Annotated in this window: 14 protein-coding genes; 4 read left to right on the plus strand and 10 right to left on the minus strand. The window is 61.8% G+C overall.

The window, feature by feature from the left end:
• The first annotated feature begins 43 nt into the window (after positions 1–43).
• Positions 44–589 (plus strand): carboxymuconolactone decarboxylase family protein, encoded by a 546-nt coding sequence (locus H2509_RS15060; RefSeq protein ID WP_182166686.1) that lies wholly within the window; start codon positions 44–46, stop codon positions 587–589.
• Positions 590–654: 65 nt separating this feature from the next.
• Here H2509_RS15060 and H2509_RS15065 read toward each other — a convergent pair whose 3' ends face one another.
• The 7 genes from H2509_RS15065 to H2509_RS15095 form a co-directional block, all read right to left on the minus strand.
• Complete coding sequence (locus H2509_RS15065; RefSeq protein WP_182166688.1) at positions 655–2,322, minus strand: methyl-accepting chemotaxis protein; 1,668 nt, start codon at positions 2,320–2,322, stop codon at positions 655–657.
• Positions 2,323–2,653: 331 nt separating this feature from the next.
• Positions 2,654–3,829, minus strand: coding sequence for a vWA domain-containing protein (locus tag H2509_RS15070; RefSeq protein ID WP_182166690.1), 1,176 nt, complete (start codon positions 3,827–3,829; stop codon positions 2,654–2,656).
• A gap of 41 nt (positions 3,830–3,870) precedes the next feature.
• The gene (locus H2509_RS15075) at positions 3,871–4,938 is read right to left on the minus strand and encodes a YcjF family protein (protein ID WP_182166692.1); all 1,068 of its coding nucleotides are present in this window, start codon (positions 4,936–4,938) and stop codon (positions 3,871–3,873) included.
• Positions 4,935–6,404: a YcjX family GTP-binding protein gene (locus tag H2509_RS15080; protein ID WP_328805088.1), complete on the minus strand. Its 1,470-nt coding sequence runs from the start codon at positions 6,402–6,404 to the stop codon at positions 4,935–4,937. The genes H2509_RS15075 and H2509_RS15080 overlap by 4 nt, the downstream gene beginning before the upstream one ends.
• 72 nt (positions 6,405–6,476) lie before the next feature.
• Positions 6,477–7,025, minus strand: a complete 549-nt coding sequence (locus H2509_RS15085; protein ID WP_235974986.1) for a SixA phosphatase family protein — start codon at positions 7,023–7,025, stop codon at positions 6,477–6,479.
• Between the two features lie 54 nt (positions 7,026–7,079).
• The gene (locus tag H2509_RS15090; protein WP_182166694.1) at positions 7,080–7,646 is read right to left on the minus strand and encodes a hypothetical protein; all 567 of its coding nucleotides are present in this window, start codon (positions 7,644–7,646) and stop codon (positions 7,080–7,082) included.
• A 123-nt stretch (positions 7,647–7,769) separates the two neighbouring features.
• Complete coding sequence (locus H2509_RS15095) at positions 7,770–8,615, minus strand: AAA family ATPase (protein WP_182166696.1); 846 nt, start codon at positions 8,613–8,615, stop codon at positions 7,770–7,772.
• Positions 8,616–8,895: 280 nt separating this feature from the next.
• Between H2509_RS15095 and H2509_RS15100 the strand changes: the two genes are divergently transcribed.
• The 3 genes from H2509_RS15100 to H2509_RS15110 all read left to right on the plus strand — a co-directional run bounded on the left by H2509_RS15100 (position 8,896) and on the right by H2509_RS15110 (position 15,197).
• On the plus strand, positions 8,896–10,926 hold the full coding sequence (locus H2509_RS15100; protein WP_182166698.1) for a flagellar hook-basal body complex protein: 2,031 nt from the start codon (positions 8,896–8,898) through the stop codon (positions 10,924–10,926).
• 72 nt (positions 10,927–10,998) lie between these two features.
• Positions 10,999–12,906, plus strand: coding sequence for a flagellar hook-associated protein FlgK (gene flgK, locus H2509_RS15105; protein WP_182166700.1), 1,908 nt, complete (start codon positions 10,999–11,001; stop codon positions 12,904–12,906).
• Positions 12,907–12,908: 2 nt separating this feature from the next.
• Positions 12,909–15,197 (plus strand): flagellin, encoded by a 2,289-nt coding sequence (locus H2509_RS15110; RefSeq protein WP_182166702.1) that lies wholly within the window; start codon positions 12,909–12,911, stop codon positions 15,195–15,197.
• A 138-nt stretch (positions 15,198–15,335) separates the two neighbouring features.
• Here H2509_RS15110 and flaF read toward each other — a convergent pair whose 3' ends face one another.
• The 3 genes from flaF to H2509_RS15125 all read right to left on the minus strand — a co-directional run.
• The gene (flaF, locus tag H2509_RS15115; RefSeq protein WP_182166704.1) at positions 15,336–15,704 is read right to left on the minus strand and encodes a flagellar biosynthesis regulator FlaF; all 369 of its coding nucleotides are present in this window, start codon (positions 15,702–15,704) and stop codon (positions 15,336–15,338) included.
• Positions 15,607–16,080 carry a flagellar biosynthesis repressor FlbT gene (gene flbT / locus H2509_RS15120; RefSeq protein WP_182166706.1) on the minus strand — a complete coding sequence of 158 codons (474 nt, stop codon included), beginning with the start codon at positions 16,078–16,080 and terminating at the stop codon, positions 15,607–15,609. The genes flaF and flbT overlap by 98 nt, the downstream gene beginning before the upstream one ends.
• A gap of 125 nt (positions 16,081–16,205) precedes the next feature.
• Positions 16,206–17,393: flagellin (locus H2509_RS15125; RefSeq protein ID WP_182166708.1), on the minus strand; the 1,188-nt coding region annotated here is incomplete at its 5' end.

Here is a 17,393-nt window from a genome sequence, read left to right on the forward strand (position 1 = left end):
AAAACCCTCGGGCGCCAGCGCCCGACCAGAAAGGTGATGAAAAATGGCTCGTCTGACCCAGATTAGCGATGCGGATGCGTCCCCGGCCGCTGCCGAACTCTTCGGCGCGATCAAGGGCAAGGTCGGCATGGTGCCGAACCTGTACCGCGTCGTCGCCAACCAGCCAGCCGCTCTCGTCGCGCTGCTTCAGTTCGGCGACCAGCTCGGCAAGGGCAACTTCGACGCCAAGACCCGCGAAGCGATCGCCCTCGCCGTTGCCGGCGCCAACAAATGCGACTACTGCGCTTCCGCTCACACCACCATCTCCACGGCCATGCTGAAGGTCGATGCCGTCGAGGCCGCCGGCCATCTGCGCGCCAAGTCGGCCGACGCCCGCCTGCAGGCAATCCTCGACCTGTCGGTCGCCATCGTCGAGAAGCGCGGCTTCGCCAGCGACGCCGACGTTGCCGCCGCCCGCGCCGCCGGTCTTTCCGAAGGCGATATCGTCGAAGTCGTCGCCAACGTGGTCGTGAACATCTTCACCAACTACATTAACCACGTCGCCCAGACCGACATCGACTTCCCGGTCGTCAAGGTCGACGCGGCCTGATTTCGCTGAGCTGGCGAAACCCGGAGGGGGCGGCGGAGCAATTCCGCCGCTCCTTTCGTTTCCGGTCACGCCGCACGGATGCGGGTGAAGAACTGATCGACCTTCGCCTTCAGCGTTGCAGACTGGTCCGCAAGTCCGATCGCCGCTCCGCGAACGTCCACCGCGATCGCCTCTGTTCGGATCGCGCCTTCCGAGACGCCGGAGATGCGGCTGCTGACATCCTGAGTTCCCTGCGCCGCTTCCGTCACGTTGCGGGCGATCTCACCGGTCGCCGCGCCCTGTTCCTCCACGGCCGCCGAGGTCGCGATCGCCGTCTCGTTGATCCTGCCGACGATATCGCCCACCGCACGGATCGCCTCGGCGGCTTCGCCCGACACGTGCTGGATCTGCTGGATCTGGGCCTGGATCTCCTCGGTCGCCTTCGCTGTCTGGGTGGCGAGGTTCTTCACCTCCGAGGCAACCACGGCAAAGCCCTTGCCGGCTTCTCCGGCACGCGCCGCCTCGATCGTCGCGTTGAGGGCCAGCAGGTTGGTCTGTTCGGCAATGTCGCTGATGAGACTGATGACGGTGCCGATGCGCTGGGCGGCAGCCACGAGGCCCTGCACCGTGCCGTCGGTCTTTTCCGTCAGCTCGCGCGCTTCGCCGGCAATGCGCATGGACGAGGCGACCTGCTGCGATATCTCGGTGATCGAGGCGGCAAGTTGTTCTGACGCGGACGCGACCGTCTGCACGTTGCCGGTGGCCTGTTCGGCCGCGTTCGCGACGTCCGAGGCGTCCGCCGTGCTTTTTTCCGCCGTCTCGTTCAAGGCGCCGGCCGTCCGCTCCAGCCGGTCGGACGCGTCGGCGACGCCGGCGAGGATCTCGTTCATGTCGCGGCTGAATTCCTGGATCAGATCGTCGACATTGCGGGCCCGCACCTGCTGGGATTCGCGGCCCTGCCGGTCGGCAGCCTCCAGGCGTTGCCGCTCCAGAGCATTGTCGCGGAACACGGTGACGGCGGCGGCCATGGCGCCGATCTCGTCCTTACGGTCGGCCGCGGGAATGGCGGTCTCCAGGTTTCCGGCGGCAAGTTCGCGCATCGCCGTCTCGATGTCGTGCATCGGCCGGACCACCTGTCGCGATACCGTGTAGAAACCGAAGGCGACCATGCCGGCGACGAAAACCGCGAGCAGCTGGATCAGGCCGATGGCGAAGGAACTGACGCTGCCGGCGCTTTCCGCTTCTTCGCGTGACAGGCGGATCTGCAGGTCGACGAGTTTCGAGATCGGATCGCCGATCGGGTCGATCGCCTGATAAAGCTTCTTGACCGCGAAGACGGATATCCCTGCCTGGTCTTCGTTGAGGACATGCTCCTGCAATTCTGCGAGCGCGCCCTTGGCTTCGGCCATGGCCGCGTTGGCCTGTGCGACAATCGCCTCTTCCTCGCTTGTCAGCTTGCCGGAAGTGTATTCGGCCCAGTTGCGTTCGATGTCGGCGAGCGCCCGATCAAGCGTCGCCTTGCCCTCTTCCCAGCCGATTTGCGCACCACGCAGCTTGTGCGTCATGTCGACGATCGACACTGCATAGGCATCTGCGATGGTCTTCAGCTTTTCCAGAGGCAGGACCCGGTCGCCGACGATTGTCTCGATATGCGCGTTGGTGCTGTTCAGGGAAAGATAACCGATCGTACTCATCACCGCGGCGGCAATCGCCATGAATGCAATGGTGAGGTAGAGGCGAACGCGAATGGTCATTGGTCCCCCAAAAGGTCGTGCGGTGGGCCGTTTTTGTCAAATCCGCGAAATTGGCGGATCCGAAATTCGGGTTTCCGGTTCAGGCGGCGGCCTGGGGCTGCTTGCGCAGTTCGTCGGAACGAAGTTCGGAAATGCGGCCCGCAATAGGCGTTGGCGATCATTCAGGGTTGAAATAATGAAAATTACGTATCTAATCGATTGAAAGAGTGTTCCGGCACGCATCCCAAGCTTGCACAAATGAGTGATTCAAGCTTTCGGTGTCTTAAGGGCCAAGCCTGTGTTTGGTCTAAAAAATATTCGAATTCCTTGATGTGAATTTGCGCGCATCGACTCAGCGCGCGAGTTCCTTCATGCCGGCTTCCAGCCCTTCCAGGGTCAGAGGGTACATGCGTCCGGCCATGAGCTCGCGGATCATCTGGATGGAGTGGGTATAGTCCCAGTGCTTCTCGCGCACGGGATTGAGCCAGACGGCCTTTGGATAAAGGTCGGTTATCCGCTTCATCCATGTCGAGCCCGGTTCCTCGTTCCAGTGCTCCACCGAACCGCCGGGATAGGCAATCTCGTAAGGGCTCATCGAGGCGTCGCCGACGAAGACGATCCGGTAGTCGTGCGGATATTTGTGCAGCACGTCCCAGGTGGGAATGCGCTCGGAGCGGCGTCGCGAATTGTCCTTCCACACGAACTCGTAGGGGCAATTGTGGAAGTAGAAATGCTCCATCACCTTGAATTCGCTGCGTGCGGCGGAAAACAGCTCCTCGCAGACGCGGATGTGGTCGTCCATCGAGCCGCCGATGTCGAAGAACAGCAGTACCTTCACCGTGTTGCGCCGCTCGGGCCGCATCCTGATGTCCAGCAGTCCCTTGTGTGCGGTCGAGCGGATCGTGTCGTCGAGGTCGAGTTCCTCGGCTGCGCCCTGGCGTGCGAAACGCCGCAGCCGCTTCAGCGCCACCTTGATGTTGCGGGTGCCGAGTTCGACCGTGTCGTCGAGATCCCTGAACTCGCGCTTGTCCCAGACCTTCACCGCCCGGCGATGGCGGCTCCTGTCCTGGCCGATGCGAATGCCTTCGGGGTTGTAGCCATAGGCGCCGAAGGGGGAGGTCCCGGCAGTGCCGATCCATTTGGAGCCGCCCTGATGGCGCTCCTTCTGTTCCTCCAGACGCTTCTTCAGCGTCTCCATCAGCTTTTCCCAGCCGCCGAGCGCCTCAATCTGCGCCTTTTCCTCTTCCGTAAGGTGCTTTTCTGCAAGCTTCCGCAGCCATTCCTCGGGGATCGCGGCTTCTGCCGCCTCGCTCATCAGGTCGAGGCCCTTGAAGACGTGGCCGAAGACCCGGTCGAACTTGTCGAGATTGCTCTCGTCCTTCACCAGGCTTGCCCGGGCCAGATAGTAGAAATCCTCCACCCGGCTTTCCGCCAGATCGGCCTCGAGCGCCTTCATCAGCGTCAGGTATTCCCGCAGCGATACGGGAATGCCGGCGGTTTTCAGCTCATGGAAGAAGGAGATGAACATGGAGCCACGCTACTCCGGCTTATGAGGGCGCTCAAGCCGGCCTATTTCTTTTCTTTTTCCGCTTCTTCCAGCAACGCTTTCGCCTGCGGGTCGCCCTTGAAGAGTTCGCCCATGATGTCGGAGACCGCCGGCCGCCGGGCGCCGACAAAGGGGGAGGGGCGGCAGACGTCGATTGCGGCAATGCCGATGCGCGCCGTGAGCAGGCCGTTCACCACGCCCTCGCCGAGGCGCGCGGAGAGCCGTGCGGCGAGGCCGTGGCCAAGTACCTGCGAGACCAGCGTGTCGCCGGCCGCCATGCCGCCGGTGATCGCCAGGTGCGCGGCGACCGATCGCGACAGCCGCAGAAAGCCCACAAAGCCGGGTCGGCCGCCGTAAAGTGCGGACAGGCGGCGGATCAGCCGCAGGTTTTCGAACAGCACCATCAGCAGGTCGACCAGTGCCCGCGGCGAAAGGGCGGTGACGACGGAGACCCGTTTCGCGCTTTCGGTGACGAAGCGCCGCGCCTGTTCGTCGAGCGGCTTGAGGAGGTCGCGCTCGGCCAGGATGACGAGATCGCGGCCGTCGATCACCTCGCCAAGATGCTGGCTGAGCGCGCGTCGGCCGGCGGCGGTCTCGGGCCTGCCGTGATAGAGCTGCATCAACGACTGCAGCCCGGCCTTTGCGGCCTTTGCGTCATCCCTTTCGGCGGCGGCGGCGATCTCGTCCCGCAGCGCATCGATCCGGGAGAGGCGCATCAGGCCGGCAATCTCGCGGATCGCGAGGCCCAGAAGTCCGAGGGCGGCAAGCGCGGCAAGCCCGACGCCCAGGAACCCGAGCCAGTCGGACCGCGAGAAAAGATCGCGGATCAGCGCATCGATCGAAAGACCGACTGCAAGCGAGACGAGACCGGCGAGGCCGGCCGCAAAAAGGCGGCCCCAGCGGAATGGCTTGCGCTCGATCGCGGCAGGCACGCTGTCGCCGTCCTCTTCGCGGGCAGGAACGATCCGCGTTTCCCGGCTCAACAGGTCGGAACTGGCGTCATCGAGGCGCACCCGTCCGTCGTCGAGGCGAAAGGCGGTCGGCTTGCGCCCCGTATGAGCCGTTTCTTTTGTCTTCGGCCGGTCGGTCATGCGAGGCGGTCTCCGATCAGGAAGTCGAGCGCCCGGTCGAGGCGGATATGCGGCAGGGACAGAGTGACCCCCTCCGCCGTGCGTTCGAGCTTCGGCGGGCGGAAGCGAAGGAAGCGCACGCCGGCCTTGCCGAGATCGGCGCCGGGGCGGAACACGGCTTCCGGGTCGTCCGGCAGATCGCCGGGAAACATGGCGATCTCCGCCTTACCGTCATAGGTTTCCCCGTCGACGCTCTCGCCCGCGAGCGGCGTGCCGAGAATGGCCGGCAGGCTCTGCCCGTCATGCAGTACGGTCGCTTCCCGCGTCGCGCGCACGGCCGCCAGCGCCATCACATCCACCTCCGCGCCCCTGAATGATGCCTGTTCCGCGCCACGCCTGACGAGGCGTTCAAGGATCGCTTCCAGCCGGTCGTGGTCTTCATGGTGCAGATGGTCGGCCTTGGTCGCCGCAAACAGGATGCGGTCGATCCGGCGGTTCAGGATCGAAAACAGCCACGAGGCGCGCCCGGGCCGGAAGGCGGTCAGGATTTCGGCAAGAGCGGTCTCCAGATCGGCAAGGGCCGCTGGTCCCGCATTCAGGGCATGCAACGCGTCGACCAGCACGATCTGCCGGTCCAGACGTGCGAAATGCTCGCGGAAGAAAGGGCGTACCACATGCGCCTTGTAGGCCTCGTAGCGCCGCTCCATCATTGCCGCCAGCGACCCTGGCCGGGGAGGCGGGGCATCGTCTTCCATATCCAGCGGCGCGAAGGTCAGCGCCGGCGAGCCGTCGAGATCGCCGGGCATCAGGAAGCGACCCGGCGGCAGCATGGACAAAGCATGCTCATCCGCCCGGCAGGCTGCGAGATAGGCGGTGAACTCCGCCGCCAGCCGCCTTGCGGCCGCCTCGTCAGCCTCCGCTTTTGGATCGCAGGCGGCAAGTGTGGCAAGATAGGCATTTGCCAGATGGGATCGGGCCTCGCTCCGTGCCGCCTTCACGGCCTCTCGGGAAAAGGTGGCGTAGTCCTTGGCAAGCAGCGGCAGGTCGAGCAGCCATTCGCCGGGATAGTCGACGATATCGAGATGCAGCCGGCCCCGGCCGAAATTGCGCGACAGGAAGCTTGCCGACTCGTAGTCGATGGTCAGCCTGAGTTCGGAAACCTGCCTCGTGGAATGCGGCCAGACGCGTTCGCCGGTCAGCGCCGCCACGTGCGACTCCACATCGAAGCGTGGCACGGCATCGTCCGGCTGCGGTTCCAGGCGTGCCTCCGCGATCCGGCCGGAAGCGGCTGCGGAAAACAGCGGCAGCCGGCCGCCATGCATCAGATTGTGGACGAGGGCGGTGATGAAGACCGTCTTGCCGGAGCGCGCCAGGCCGGTGACGCCCAGACGCAGGCTCGGCACCGCAAGGTCGCCGGCAAGGCCGCTGATATTGTCGAAGGCGTAACGCGCTTCGTCGGCAAGGCGGGAAATCAGGGAACGGGGCACCGCTGACCTAGGCTAAGGACTTGTGAGACAAGGCATGTAGGAAGGTAAGCCGTATCCCGCAAGTTTGCGAGGTCAGCTCTCGTTCGCCGCTTCGCCGGTTATGCCGCCCGCCAGCAGCTTCGGACGGAAGAAGGCGACGACCCTTCCGCTATCCTTCTCCACATCGGCCCAGCTTTCCGCGTCGAAATCGATGACGGCAAGGGCCGCAGTGGGGAACTTCTCCGCGATTTCGTCCCTTAGCGCCGGATTGCCGTTTCCGATTAGTGCGAGCGCCGTCGCCTGGATCGCCGGATTGTGGGCGATCAGCATCAGGGAGTGCGCATTGCCGCCAAGTGCGTGGATGATTGCCACATAGTCGTCCTCGCCCTCGTCATAGAGCCTGCGGGTCAAGCCGACGTCGCTGTCGCCGGAAAGATGGGGCAGCATCAGCGCAAGCGTTTCGCGGGCGCGCCGGGCGGTAGAGCAGAGGATGCGATCCGGCAAGAGCGCATGGGTTGCCAGATGCGCGCCCATCAGCGGAGCAGCCTGCCGTCCGCGCTCGTTGAGCGGCCGGTCGAAATCGTGAAGCCCAGCTTCGCTCCAATCGGATTTGGCGTGGCGCAAGAGCATCAGTCTCAGCAAGCGTACGTCCTCCTGGCCATCACTGCCTGTCGCCCGGCCCTTCGCCGGGAAGTTTCACTTTTGGCTTGCCGCCTCTTCGATAAAGGCTTGCAGGATGGGGCCGACCAATGCCCCCTGCAAGGGCAGGGTGTAGGCCATCCAGAGCGTGTAATCCATCTGGGCGCCGTCGAAGCGCCACAGCGTTTCGGAGCGCATCCCCTCCCTTGCGCCGCCGATGCGGAAGGTGACGCCCGAAGCTGCCGGCCCTTCTCCATCCACCAGGGTGAAGCCGGCCTGCGAAAAGCGCTCGGCAAAGGATGCCTGCGCCTGCGTGCCCGCGCCCTTCGGATGGCTGCGGATGACGGCGGCGATGCCTTCCGGCGACAGATAGACGCAGCCGGCGATGCGGTCGAGTTGGCTGGAGAGGATCTTTACCCGGCTCATCCGTCCCAGGTTGTCGGGGCAGCTCAGGCCCGTGAAATGACGCATGCCGCGCGGATCGACCTGCCAGCCCGAATCCGTTTCCGGATTGTCCAGCGCGCTGATGCCCTGCGCGTGCCCATTTCCCGGATGCAGCAGCACGGCAAGCGGCAACGCCAGCGTTGCGCGCCGCAATCCGCGAAGGAAGAGGCGCCACGCCATTCTCGATTTCTGGAGCGCTTTCCGATTGGGCGGCATCGCCCGATCGACAAGATATCGCTCCCGGCTCAATCCCTTGAATATGTCTCTTTCCCAAAACCGGTATCCACTTTCGGGGGACATGCTCTATCGCCCGTCGCGGCGTGCCATGAAGGCCAGCCGTTCGAAGAGATGGACGTCCTGCTCGTTCTTCAGCAGCGCGCCATGCAGCGGCGGGATCAGTTTCTTGGCATCGCGTTCGGCCAGAAGAGCCGGGTCGATGTCCTCGTTGAGAAGCAGCTTGATCCAGTCGAGCAGTTCCGAGGTCGACGGCTTCTTCTTCAGCCCCGGCATGTCGCGCACCTCGAAGAACACCTTCAGCGCCTCGCTCAGCAGCCGCGATTTGAGGCCGGGGAAGTGCACCTCGACGATTTCCGCCATCGTCTCGGCGTCGGGAAACTTGATGTAGTGGAAGAAGCAGCGGCGCAAGAAGGCGTCCGGCAGGTCCTTCTCGTTGTTGGAGGTGATGATGACCACCGGCCGCCGGCGTGCGGCCACCGTCTCGCCTGTCTCGTAGACGTGGAACTGCATGCGGTCGAGTTCCAGCAGCAGGTCGTTGGGAAACTCGATATCCGCCTTGTCGATCTCGTCGATCAGCAGCACGGGGCGCTCGGGCGCGACGAAGGCCTCCCACAGCTTGCCCTTGCGGATGTAATTGGCGATGTCGTGCACCCGCTCGTCGCCGAGCTGGCTGTCCCGCAGGCGGGAAACCGCATCGTATTCGTAAAGACCCTGCTGCGCCTTGGTGGTCGATTTCACATGCCACTCGATCAGCGGCGCGCCGATCGCCCTGGCGACCTCCTGGGCGAGCACCGTCTTGCCGGTGCCTGGCTCACCCTTCACCAGAAGCGGCCGCTCCAGCGTGATGGCGGCGTTGACGGCAATGCGAAGGTCCTCGGTCGCCACATAGTCGGCGGTGCCCTGAAAACGCATGAAAACTCCCGTACGTGTCGATTTCGCCTGAAGAGTAGGGACGGCGCGCCCGCCGCGCAAGCTGCACGGCAAGTTGTTCGCCGAGCGGCAGTCTTTGCCGGGTGGGCGGTCAAACCTGCCGGTCAAACCCGCCCATGCGTCTCAAGGGGTGCGCGTAAAGGCTTCATTCATCATGGTTTTTTCCCGTCCCGCGATTGGCACGCACGTTGCAGAAAGCCTTGACGACGGGCGTGTCCCTCACGCCCCAAAGGTTTTCAATCGTCCTGCTTCGGAGGATCACATGGGTGTCTTTGGTGCGTTGAACGCAGCCGTGTCGGGCCTGACGGCCCAGGCCTATGCGCTTGAGAATATTTCGGGAAATATCGCCAACTCGTCGACCTTCGGCTACAAGCGGCTGGATACGTCCTTCAGCGACTTCGTTTCCGGCGGCGGTGGTCCGCAGTCCGGTCAGGTCGCCGGCGGTGTCGCCGCGCGCTCGCGGGCGACGAACAATGTTGCCGGCGACTACCTGCCCTTCAACGACCAGGATACCTTCATCTCCATCAACGGGTCGGGCTATTTCGTCGTTACCGAGCGGATCGGCGACAATGGCGGCCAGCCGATCTTCAGCAGCCGCAACTTTTACACGCGCGCCGGCGACTTCGAGAAGGACAGCGCCGGCCGGCTGGTCAACGGATCGGGCTACTACCTGCTCGGCCGGCCGATCGACCCGGTCACCCGCAGCGTGTCCGGCAGCGCACCGGAAATTATCAAGATCGACAATTCGCTCATTCCGGCAGTGCGCACCAACCGCATCACCTTCAATCGCGGCGCGCTGCCGACCAGCTTCGACGATGGGCAGGGCGGGAACGTCAATGGGCCGCTCAGCCAGACCCTGACCACGCAGGCAGGCGCCGGCAGCCCGTTTGCTCTCGGAACCCGACTGGGCCTCAACCAGATCACCAATGCCGATGTCGGCACATTCCTCGACACCTCGATCGGCGGCGGGGCGATCACCGGCTTTACCGCGGTGGGCGAACCGGTGAATGTCCAGCTGCAATGGGCGAAGTCGGATGATGGCGATCCTACTGCCAAGATCTACGGCACGGCCGATCTGTCGAGCTTTCCGGGGGCCGATACTTTCGAGGGATCCGTTCTTACCCTGCGAAGCGGAGGAAGTGTCAGCTCGTACGTGTTCGACGGTACGGCGGATCAGGCGCAGCGATTCAACGATAATTTGGCTACCGCAGGGTATCGGGCGGAGATCGTCGATGGAAAACTAAAGGTCAGCAGAGCCGATGGCGCCGACTTCTCTTTGGGCGTGAACGACAACGCGCTCGCCACAGCCTTGGGAATTACGGGCGCCACTCAAGGATCGCCGCAGAACGTTTCTTCCGGAGGAGGGTCGCCGTCAACTGTTACTGGCGGGCAGGATCTGGCCGCAGGTGCCAGCCTTGCTTCCTTCGCCGGCGAAACGATCACCCTGCGGGTAGGGGGAGCGGATACGACTTTCCAGATTGGCAGTCAGACCAGCGTCGGCGATCTGGTCGCCGGTTTGAATGGCAATGGCGGTTTTACGGCGCAGTTGACTGGGAGTCCGGCAAGGCTGCAAATCAGCCGGGCCGACGGTGCGGCATTCGATATTTTCGCCAGCAACAGTGCACTCGCAACCGCCCTTGGCTTTACCGCGACTGCAGGCACGACCCTGGCTTCCGCCCCCCCGACCCAGGACACCTGGGGCCTCTATTACAATTCCAACACCAATCCGCAGTCGCCCTCGGCAGTAGCCTGGCAGAAGCTTGGCGACTTCCAGTTCGACAAGGAGTCCGGCGCGCTCATCTATCCCGTGCCGAGCGTGCTCACCATCCAGGATCTCGCCGTCAACGGAAGGTCCCTCGGAGAGGTCATCTTCGAGATCCCGGCCGATGCGCTGAAGCAACAGAATGTGCCCGGCAGTGGCTTCCAGTACGACCAGAACGGCTTCGCGGCCGGTGAGGTGACAAGGACGGAGATCAGCGACTCCGGCCGTCTCGTGGCGATCTATTCCAACGGCCGCCAGCGCGACCTCTACGAGATTCCGGTCGTTACCTTCGCCGGCGAGGCGGAGCTGTCGCGGCGGGACGGCGGCGTCTTCTCCGAGACGACGGAATCCGGCCAGCCGATTTATGCCGGCGGCGGCACGATCAATGGCGGCTCGGTGGAAGGCTCCAACGTCGATATCGCCGACGAGTTCTCCAAGCTGATCGTCACGCAGCAGGCTTATTCGGCCAATACCCGCATCATCACCACGGCGGACGAGTTGCTGCAGGAATCGATCAACATCATCCGGTAGCGCATATGGCCGTGGCCCGGTAGCGGCCAGGCCACGGCCGGACTTTCCTGATCTCTATTCGCGGGTGGCTATATGGGTCTGCTTGGCGCCCTCAATACGGCACTTACCGGCCTTTCGGTTAATCAGCGGCAGCTCGATGTCACGGCATCGAACATCGCCAATGCCGACCGCGCCGGCTATACGCGCAAGACACTGCAGACGTCGCTCAGGGTCGACGGCCAGGGGCGCACGCTCGCCGTTTCCGCGGGCAGTCTCAGCCGGCTCCTCAATACCGAGGTCCAGACGCAATACCGCTCGTCCCTGTCGCAGCAGCAATATGCGCAGGTCTCATCCGACTATTTCCAGTATCTCGACCGGCTCTTCGCCACCATCGACGACCCGGGCTCCCTATCGAACACCGCAAACGACTTTTCCGCAGCCCTCGCAAATCTGGTCGGCGCGCCTGAGGACTATCCAAGCCGGATCGGCGTCGTCCAGCAGGCGGAGCGCTTTGCCTCCAAGCTCAATTCGCTGTCGGGCCAGATCCAGAGCCAGCGGCAGGCAATCGAATTCCAGCTCGCGGAATCCGTGGACCGGGTCAACACGCTGCTCTCCAATCTTCAGGAGCTCGACGTCGAGATCATCGCGCAGACGGCCGGCGGTCTCAGTCCGGTGGAACTGCTCGACGAGCGCGACCGCGTCGTGGACGAACTGTCCGGGTTCCTCGATATCCAGGTCGACCAGACGGAAAACGGCGGCCTGCGCCTGACCACCACCTCGGGATTTCGCCTCTACGACGTGGTGCCGACGCGCTTGAGTTTCGATGCCCATGGCTCGATCGATGCGTTGTCGCGCTACAGCAAGGATCCGGCGCAGCGCAATGTCGGAACCGTCACCCTCGGTGGCGAACCGGGTCAGGGCCTCGATCTGATCGGGTTCGGCGGCTTGCGGTCCGGCTCAATCGCCGCGCTGATCCAGGCGCGCGACGTGACGCTGGTCGATGCGCAGCGCCAGCTCGACGAACTGGCCGCCAATCTGGCCCAGACCTTCTCGACCCATGAGGAGCCGGCGACGCCCTACGTCAATGGCGGGGTGCAGACGGGCTACGAGTTCGATCTGTCGAAGCTTGCGGAAGGGGACAGCCTTTCCTTCTCCTTCAAGGATCTCGCAAGCGGCATCACCAAGAACGTTACGCTGTTTCGCAGCGACGGGCCGGGCGCGCCGGATATCACGAAAACGAGCGATCCGAACGACATCTATATCGGCATCGATTTCTCGAGCGGCGACTACGACACGATCGCCGCCGCCGTCCAGACAGCGCTCGGTTCGGACCCCCGCATCGGCAATGGCGTTTTCGCCGCGTCCAATCCGGACGATCCCGGACCGCCCGCCACTGAGACCAGCGTCCTGCGTCTCGAAAGCGCCTCGCCCGGCAATTTCCGCATCGAGACGGCCCAGTCGAACATTTCCGTCGACGACCCGACGCAGTATGCCGACGTCTTCGCCTTGTTCGTGGACGGGGACAAGGGCGTCTTCACCGGCCTCAAAGACGGCAGGCCGAATATTGACGGTTTCGCCTCGCGTATCCGCGTCAACCGCACCATCGCGCAGGATCCCGGCCTGCTGGTGCAATACCAGCCCGGCATCGAGGCCGGTGACGTCAGCCGGCCGCAGGCGATCCTCGATCGTTTCACCCAGAGCGATCGCGCCTACACCACCGGCGCCAAGGTCGGCACAAGACAGTCGATCTACAGGGGTTCGATTACGGATTTCGTGACATCGACGGTTGCCTACACCTCCAACAGGGCGGCGCAGTCGGCCGCCACATCGGCCGGCCAGGATGTCGTCACCAACAACCTGAAAACCCGGTTCGACGAAGGTTCCAAGGTCGATGTCGATCAGGAACTCGGCCTGCTGATCCAGATCCAGAATGCCTATCAGGCCAATGCAAGGGTGCTGCAGGCCGCCCGCGAACTCTTTGAAGCGCTGCTGAGGGTCTAATCGTGGCTATCCAGAACGCGACCTTTTCACTGCCGCCGCAACTTTCCTACATCAAGAACCTGCGCGCCAAGTTCGATGACCTGCAGCTTCAGCTCGGCACCGGGCGCAAGTCGCAGACCTATAGCGGCCTCGGCGGTGGGTCGTCGCTCGATCTGATTCTGAAGCAGCAGCGCTCGCAGATCGCGGTCTACAATCAGTCGATTTCGGTTGCGGACTTACGACTTAAGACGTTGGACCTTACAAGCACTCGGCTTGAGAAGATTCGTATCGATGCAAAGGCGGCAATCGATCAGAATAACTTCAATCTGTTTCCGAATGGGCGAACGCAATCGCAGACGTCGGCGGAAATTCAATTGCGTGACTTTGTTGCGCAGCTGAATACGAATGTCGGTGGCCGTTACCTCTTTTCCGGCACTGCGCTCGACCGCAGCCCGGTGGCCGAACTGGACTATCTTCTCCAGGGTGATGGAAACTACGCCGGCTTGCGGCAGGTGACGCGCGAATACAACGAAGCGGATCTCGGGGCGGACAATAAAGGTCGACTGGTAACCGCGAGTGCTGTCGACACGGCTCCCAATCCACCCGTGGCAACCGTCAGTATCTTTGAGGATGCTGTGAAGGATGCGCATCCATTCGGCTTCAAGATCTACAGTGTTCAGTCCGGCTTGAGCAACGTAACCGTGAATTCCGGGCGGCAGCCGGCGCCTACCACACTTTCGACCGCCGCGATCAATCCCAGCAATCTAGGGCAGACGTTCACGGGCGGTGACTTGATCGTTGACGGGAAGACCATTTCGATCGATGACGGATCGGCATTGAATGATGTAACCCTGCAAACCCTCGCCGATGAAATCAGCCAGAAGCTTGCTGCTGCACCATCAAAGGATGTTACCGTTACTGTCGACAATGGTCGTCTTGTTTTTTCAAAGGCGGACGGTGCGGATCTAACCATCGCCGGGGATTTGCCGCTTCTGAACAGGCTTGCGATTCCGGTCGGCGGAAACGGTCAAGCCGAATCCACCAATGGCAGTTCGGTGGCCGAAGGAACCCAGCGCATCGATTTTCGCTTCGAAGGTCAGCCGGAACCGGGTGAAGTCATTCGCCTGTTCCTGGACTTGCCGGATGGTACGCAGACCGAAATTCGTATTGGGGCGGAAGGGCAGACGCAGGAGGATCCCGCGTACACGTTTGAAATTGGCGACACGGCCGAGGAAACGTCTGCCAATTTCAAGGCGGCTCTGGACGAAGCGCTGATTAAGGTCGGGCAATCCGAACTGCGGGCGGCGTCGTCCATTCGTGCGTCGGAAAATTTCTTCGATAATCTGCCGAGAGCTGGCGGTCAGCCCGGTGGACCGTTTCGTGTCGCCGAAGGTGCAGGGACTGCGGGATACTACTCTTTCCAGTTCCAGAACGGCGGCACAACCTTTGCTGCGGTCGATCAATTCACCTTCGAGATTGCCGTCGACAACGGCGCACCGCGGATCGTTACGATCAACCAATCGGATGTGGTCGGCGCAGGCGGTGATGCCACGATCGACGACATCAATGAATTCACCGCTATTCTCGCATCGAAACTTGCAGGCGATGGTGTCTCCGTCACCAATGATGGCGAGAACATTACGCTCACTTCGAATTCAACCGGCCAAGCGTCACGGGTGGCCATTTCGCAGCTTAACACGAATGCAGACGCCAACGGTGCTGGAACAGTGGCGGCTCAGACATTCGGTCTTGCCGACAACGGCGGTACTCCGGGCCAGGCTGCGGCTGTTGATTTTGCGCATGCGACGAGCATTGCTAGCAGCCCGAACAACACTGTCGCCTGGTATCGCGGGGAAAACGGGACGGATCCCGCGCGCGGTACCAATCTTTCCCGCATTGATGACAACCTCCATATTTCCTATGGCGCCCGCGCCAACGAGGATGCCTATCGCGAGGTTATCCAGTCTCTAGCCGCCTTTGTGGCGGCCGATTTTTCAACCACTCAGCCCGAAAACCAAGGATATCACAAGGCTCTCGCGATCCGCGCAAGGAGAGGCGTCACAGAGCCTGAAAACAGTGTTTCAGGCATTCGCCAGAACCATATCGAATTTGCGACCGCATACACCGCTCTTGATGGTGCGCGCGAGCGGCACGTAATTACCAATGGCACCATCGCCCTTGCGGTCGACGGCATCGAAGGCGTCAATCGGGATGAGGTTGCGGTAAAGCTGCTGGAATTACAGACGCTGCTGGAAGTCACCTACAGGGCGACGAGCATCGCGTTCGATCTGACCCTTTCGGACTTTATCTAGAAGCGCCGGTCGCCACGTCTGTCTCTCAAATCTCTTGAGGGTTGGCACCATGTAATAAAAAAGCGCCGGAATCCGCCGGCGCTTTTTTTTGGCTATCGTTGCTCTGTCCGCGCAACTGCTGCGAGCGCGGGTGGATCGTCATCCGCCCCGCAATCCTTGAGCAATGTTCCGGTTGATCGAAATGAGGGTCTTGATGCGATCGCGCTCCGGCCGCATCATGAGGTTCAACGTGTGGTTCAGGATGAAGGCGCCCAGCGAGCCGAGATTCTGCCTGATTTCGACTGGCAACGGGTTGTCTTCGCTCGTCACCGACGTAGCCAGGATCGTCCAGAGGCGGCGATTGTAAGTCAAGGCATCGGACAGGGATTCCGGCGCTTCGGTTTCCCACTGCTCCAGGGTCAGCTGAAGCTTAGCCGCCGCTTTCAACAGGAGCTGCGCTTCGAGCTCCCGACCACCCACCGTCTTCTGGCTTGTCGTCTGATATGCAGACGCTGCGAGATTGTGCATTCTCGATCAGCTCCCGTTCGTAGTCGATCAAATCCCTTGCTCGCTTCAGGGCATGGTAGAGCGAGCCGGTTAAGATTTGCTGGTTGATTGCCTCTATCCTGGTCACCGCGCTTGGGGCGGCCTGGATGAATTCCTTGACGAGTTCGAAATAGACCTCTTTGTGCCCGGCGATGTCCTTGTTGAGGTACATCAGTTGAACGGCGAGATAGATACGCTTGGCCGGCGAATTCGCTGTGTCGGCTGTGTAGATATCTTTCTCGCGCAGGATCGGTTCATTGCCTTCAATGAAGAAATAAGCCCGATGATCCCCGTTCGTGATGACGGTGGAGCCTATAATGATGCGTTCCTGCGGTTTGAGTTCTATTTTCAGTGCCATGATTGAATAGTAAGTTGAATCGCAATTTTGAGCAATAATTTATTGTCAAAATAAGAGAGGCGGCGAATATTTTCGCCGCCTCGGTAGTTTTTTCCCAGTAATGGGAAATTTCTGCCTGCTTGATATTAGAACAGTCGCAGAACGGCCTGGTCTGCCTGCGAGGACAGGGACAGCGCTGTTGTCGATAGCTGCTGTCTTGTCTGCAAGGCGAGAAGGTTCGCGCCTTCCTCGTTGGTATCGGCCAGAACCAGATTATCGGCACCGGTCTGCAACGTATTGACCAGTTCCTTGGTGAAGTCCTCGCGGATGTTCACCGTTGTGAGCTGCGAACCGAACTGGGAGCCGGTTGCTCGTAGTGTTGTTAAAGCGTTTGCAAGCTGATTGAGCTTGTCTTCGGATTCCACGGCCCCGAGATCGAATGCGCCTGTCAAGCTGAGGCCGAATGAGGTCAGGTCTCGACCGCCAATCGTCAATTCCGATCGTCCTTCATCCCGTCGTTCGTTGAAGGCAACGGTGAGTTCGGTATCGCTGGAATTGATCAGATTGATGCCGTTGAAGCTGGCGTCTGCGGCCAACTCGTCGATCTGCTGCAGAATGTCGTTGAACTGTTCCGCCAGATCCGAGTTGTCTGCCTCCTGTGCCTGCGCCTGATTGGTGATGGTTAACGTGTCGAACAGGTTTGCCGATGTGCCTTCGGTGTAGACGACGCGCGTACCGCCGGGATCGTCCACGTCGGCTGTGGTGTTGGCGTCATTCTCGTCATCTACACCGACAGCATCCGCGTTGTCTCCAAAACCGAGGGATGCAAACACGGATCCGGCTGCATTTTGTGTGATGAGGTCGGCCGTCGAGCCATTTCCGGTGTCTTGCGTCGTGATTGTGAGATTTAGCGTTTCGGCGCCATTCGCGCGGATATCCAGACGTCCGTCGGAAGTTACCGATGCCTTGGCGACGCCGGAATTGTTGATCCGGTTGATGACGTCATTGACGGTTTCGGTAGCCGGAGTGGCTCCAACAGTATAGGTCACCTTTGATTCGGTGCCGTTCGCGTCGGTTGCTGTTAACTCGATGGTGTCGCCGTTCTTGAAATTCAGGGCGCCAAGGTTCTGATCGAGAACGCGCTGCTGTGTGGTTCCAGCGGAGACCCCGGTGGTGTCGACGGCGGCGAGGCCTTGGATCTGGGTCTCGGCTTCCGCGTCGGTATTGTTCTGCTGAGCCTGGCGAACCGTCGACTGGGCGCTTTCGACCAGCTTGGTGATTGCCTTGATGCCGTTGTCGGCTGCTTCCAGCGTCTTGATCGCGTTGCCAATGCC

The sequence above is a fragment of the Stappia albiluteola genome (assembly GCF_014050225.1).
Taxonomy (GTDB): Bacteria; Pseudomonadota; Alphaproteobacteria; order Rhizobiales; family Stappiaceae; genus Hongsoonwoonella; species Hongsoonwoonella albiluteola.

Bases quoted from the DNA above. Each gene is read 5' to 3' on its own strand.
- H2509_RS15065 (WP_182166688.1), bottom strand. From the start codon at position 2,322: ATGACCATTCGCGTTCGCCTCTACCTCACCATTGCATTCATGGCGATT.
- H2509_RS15095 (WP_182166696.1), bottom strand. From the start codon at position 8,615: ATGCGTTTTCAGGGCACCGCCGACTATGTGGCGACCGAGGACCTTCGC.
- flaF (WP_182166704.1), bottom strand. From the start codon at position 15,704: ATGCACAATCTCGCAGCGTCTGCATATCAGACGACAAGCCAGAAGACG.
- H2509_RS15100 (WP_182166698.1), top strand. From the start codon at position 8,896: ATGGGTGTCTTTGGTGCGTTGAACGCAGCCGTGTCGGGCCTGACGGCC.
- H2509_RS15090 (WP_182166694.1), bottom strand. From the start codon at position 7,646: ATGGCGTGGCGCCTCTTCCTTCGCGGATTGCGGCGCGCAACGCTGGCG.
- flgK (WP_182166700.1), top strand. From the start codon at position 10,999: ATGGGTCTGCTTGGCGCCCTCAATACGGCACTTACCGGCCTTTCGGTT.
- flbT (WP_182166706.1), bottom strand. From the start codon at position 16,080: ATGGCACTGAAAATAGAACTCAAACCGCAGGAACGCATCATTATAGGC.
- H2509_RS15060 (WP_182166686.1), top strand. From the start codon at position 44: ATGGCTCGTCTGACCCAGATTAGCGATGCGGATGCGTCCCCGGCCGCT.
- H2509_RS15075 (WP_182166692.1), bottom strand. From the start codon at position 4,938: ATGACCGACCGGCCGAAGACAAAAGAAACGGCTCATACGGGGCGCAAG.
- H2509_RS15070 (WP_182166690.1), bottom strand. From the start codon at position 3,829: ATGTTCATCTCCTTCTTCCATGAGCTGAAAACCGCCGGCATTCCCGTA.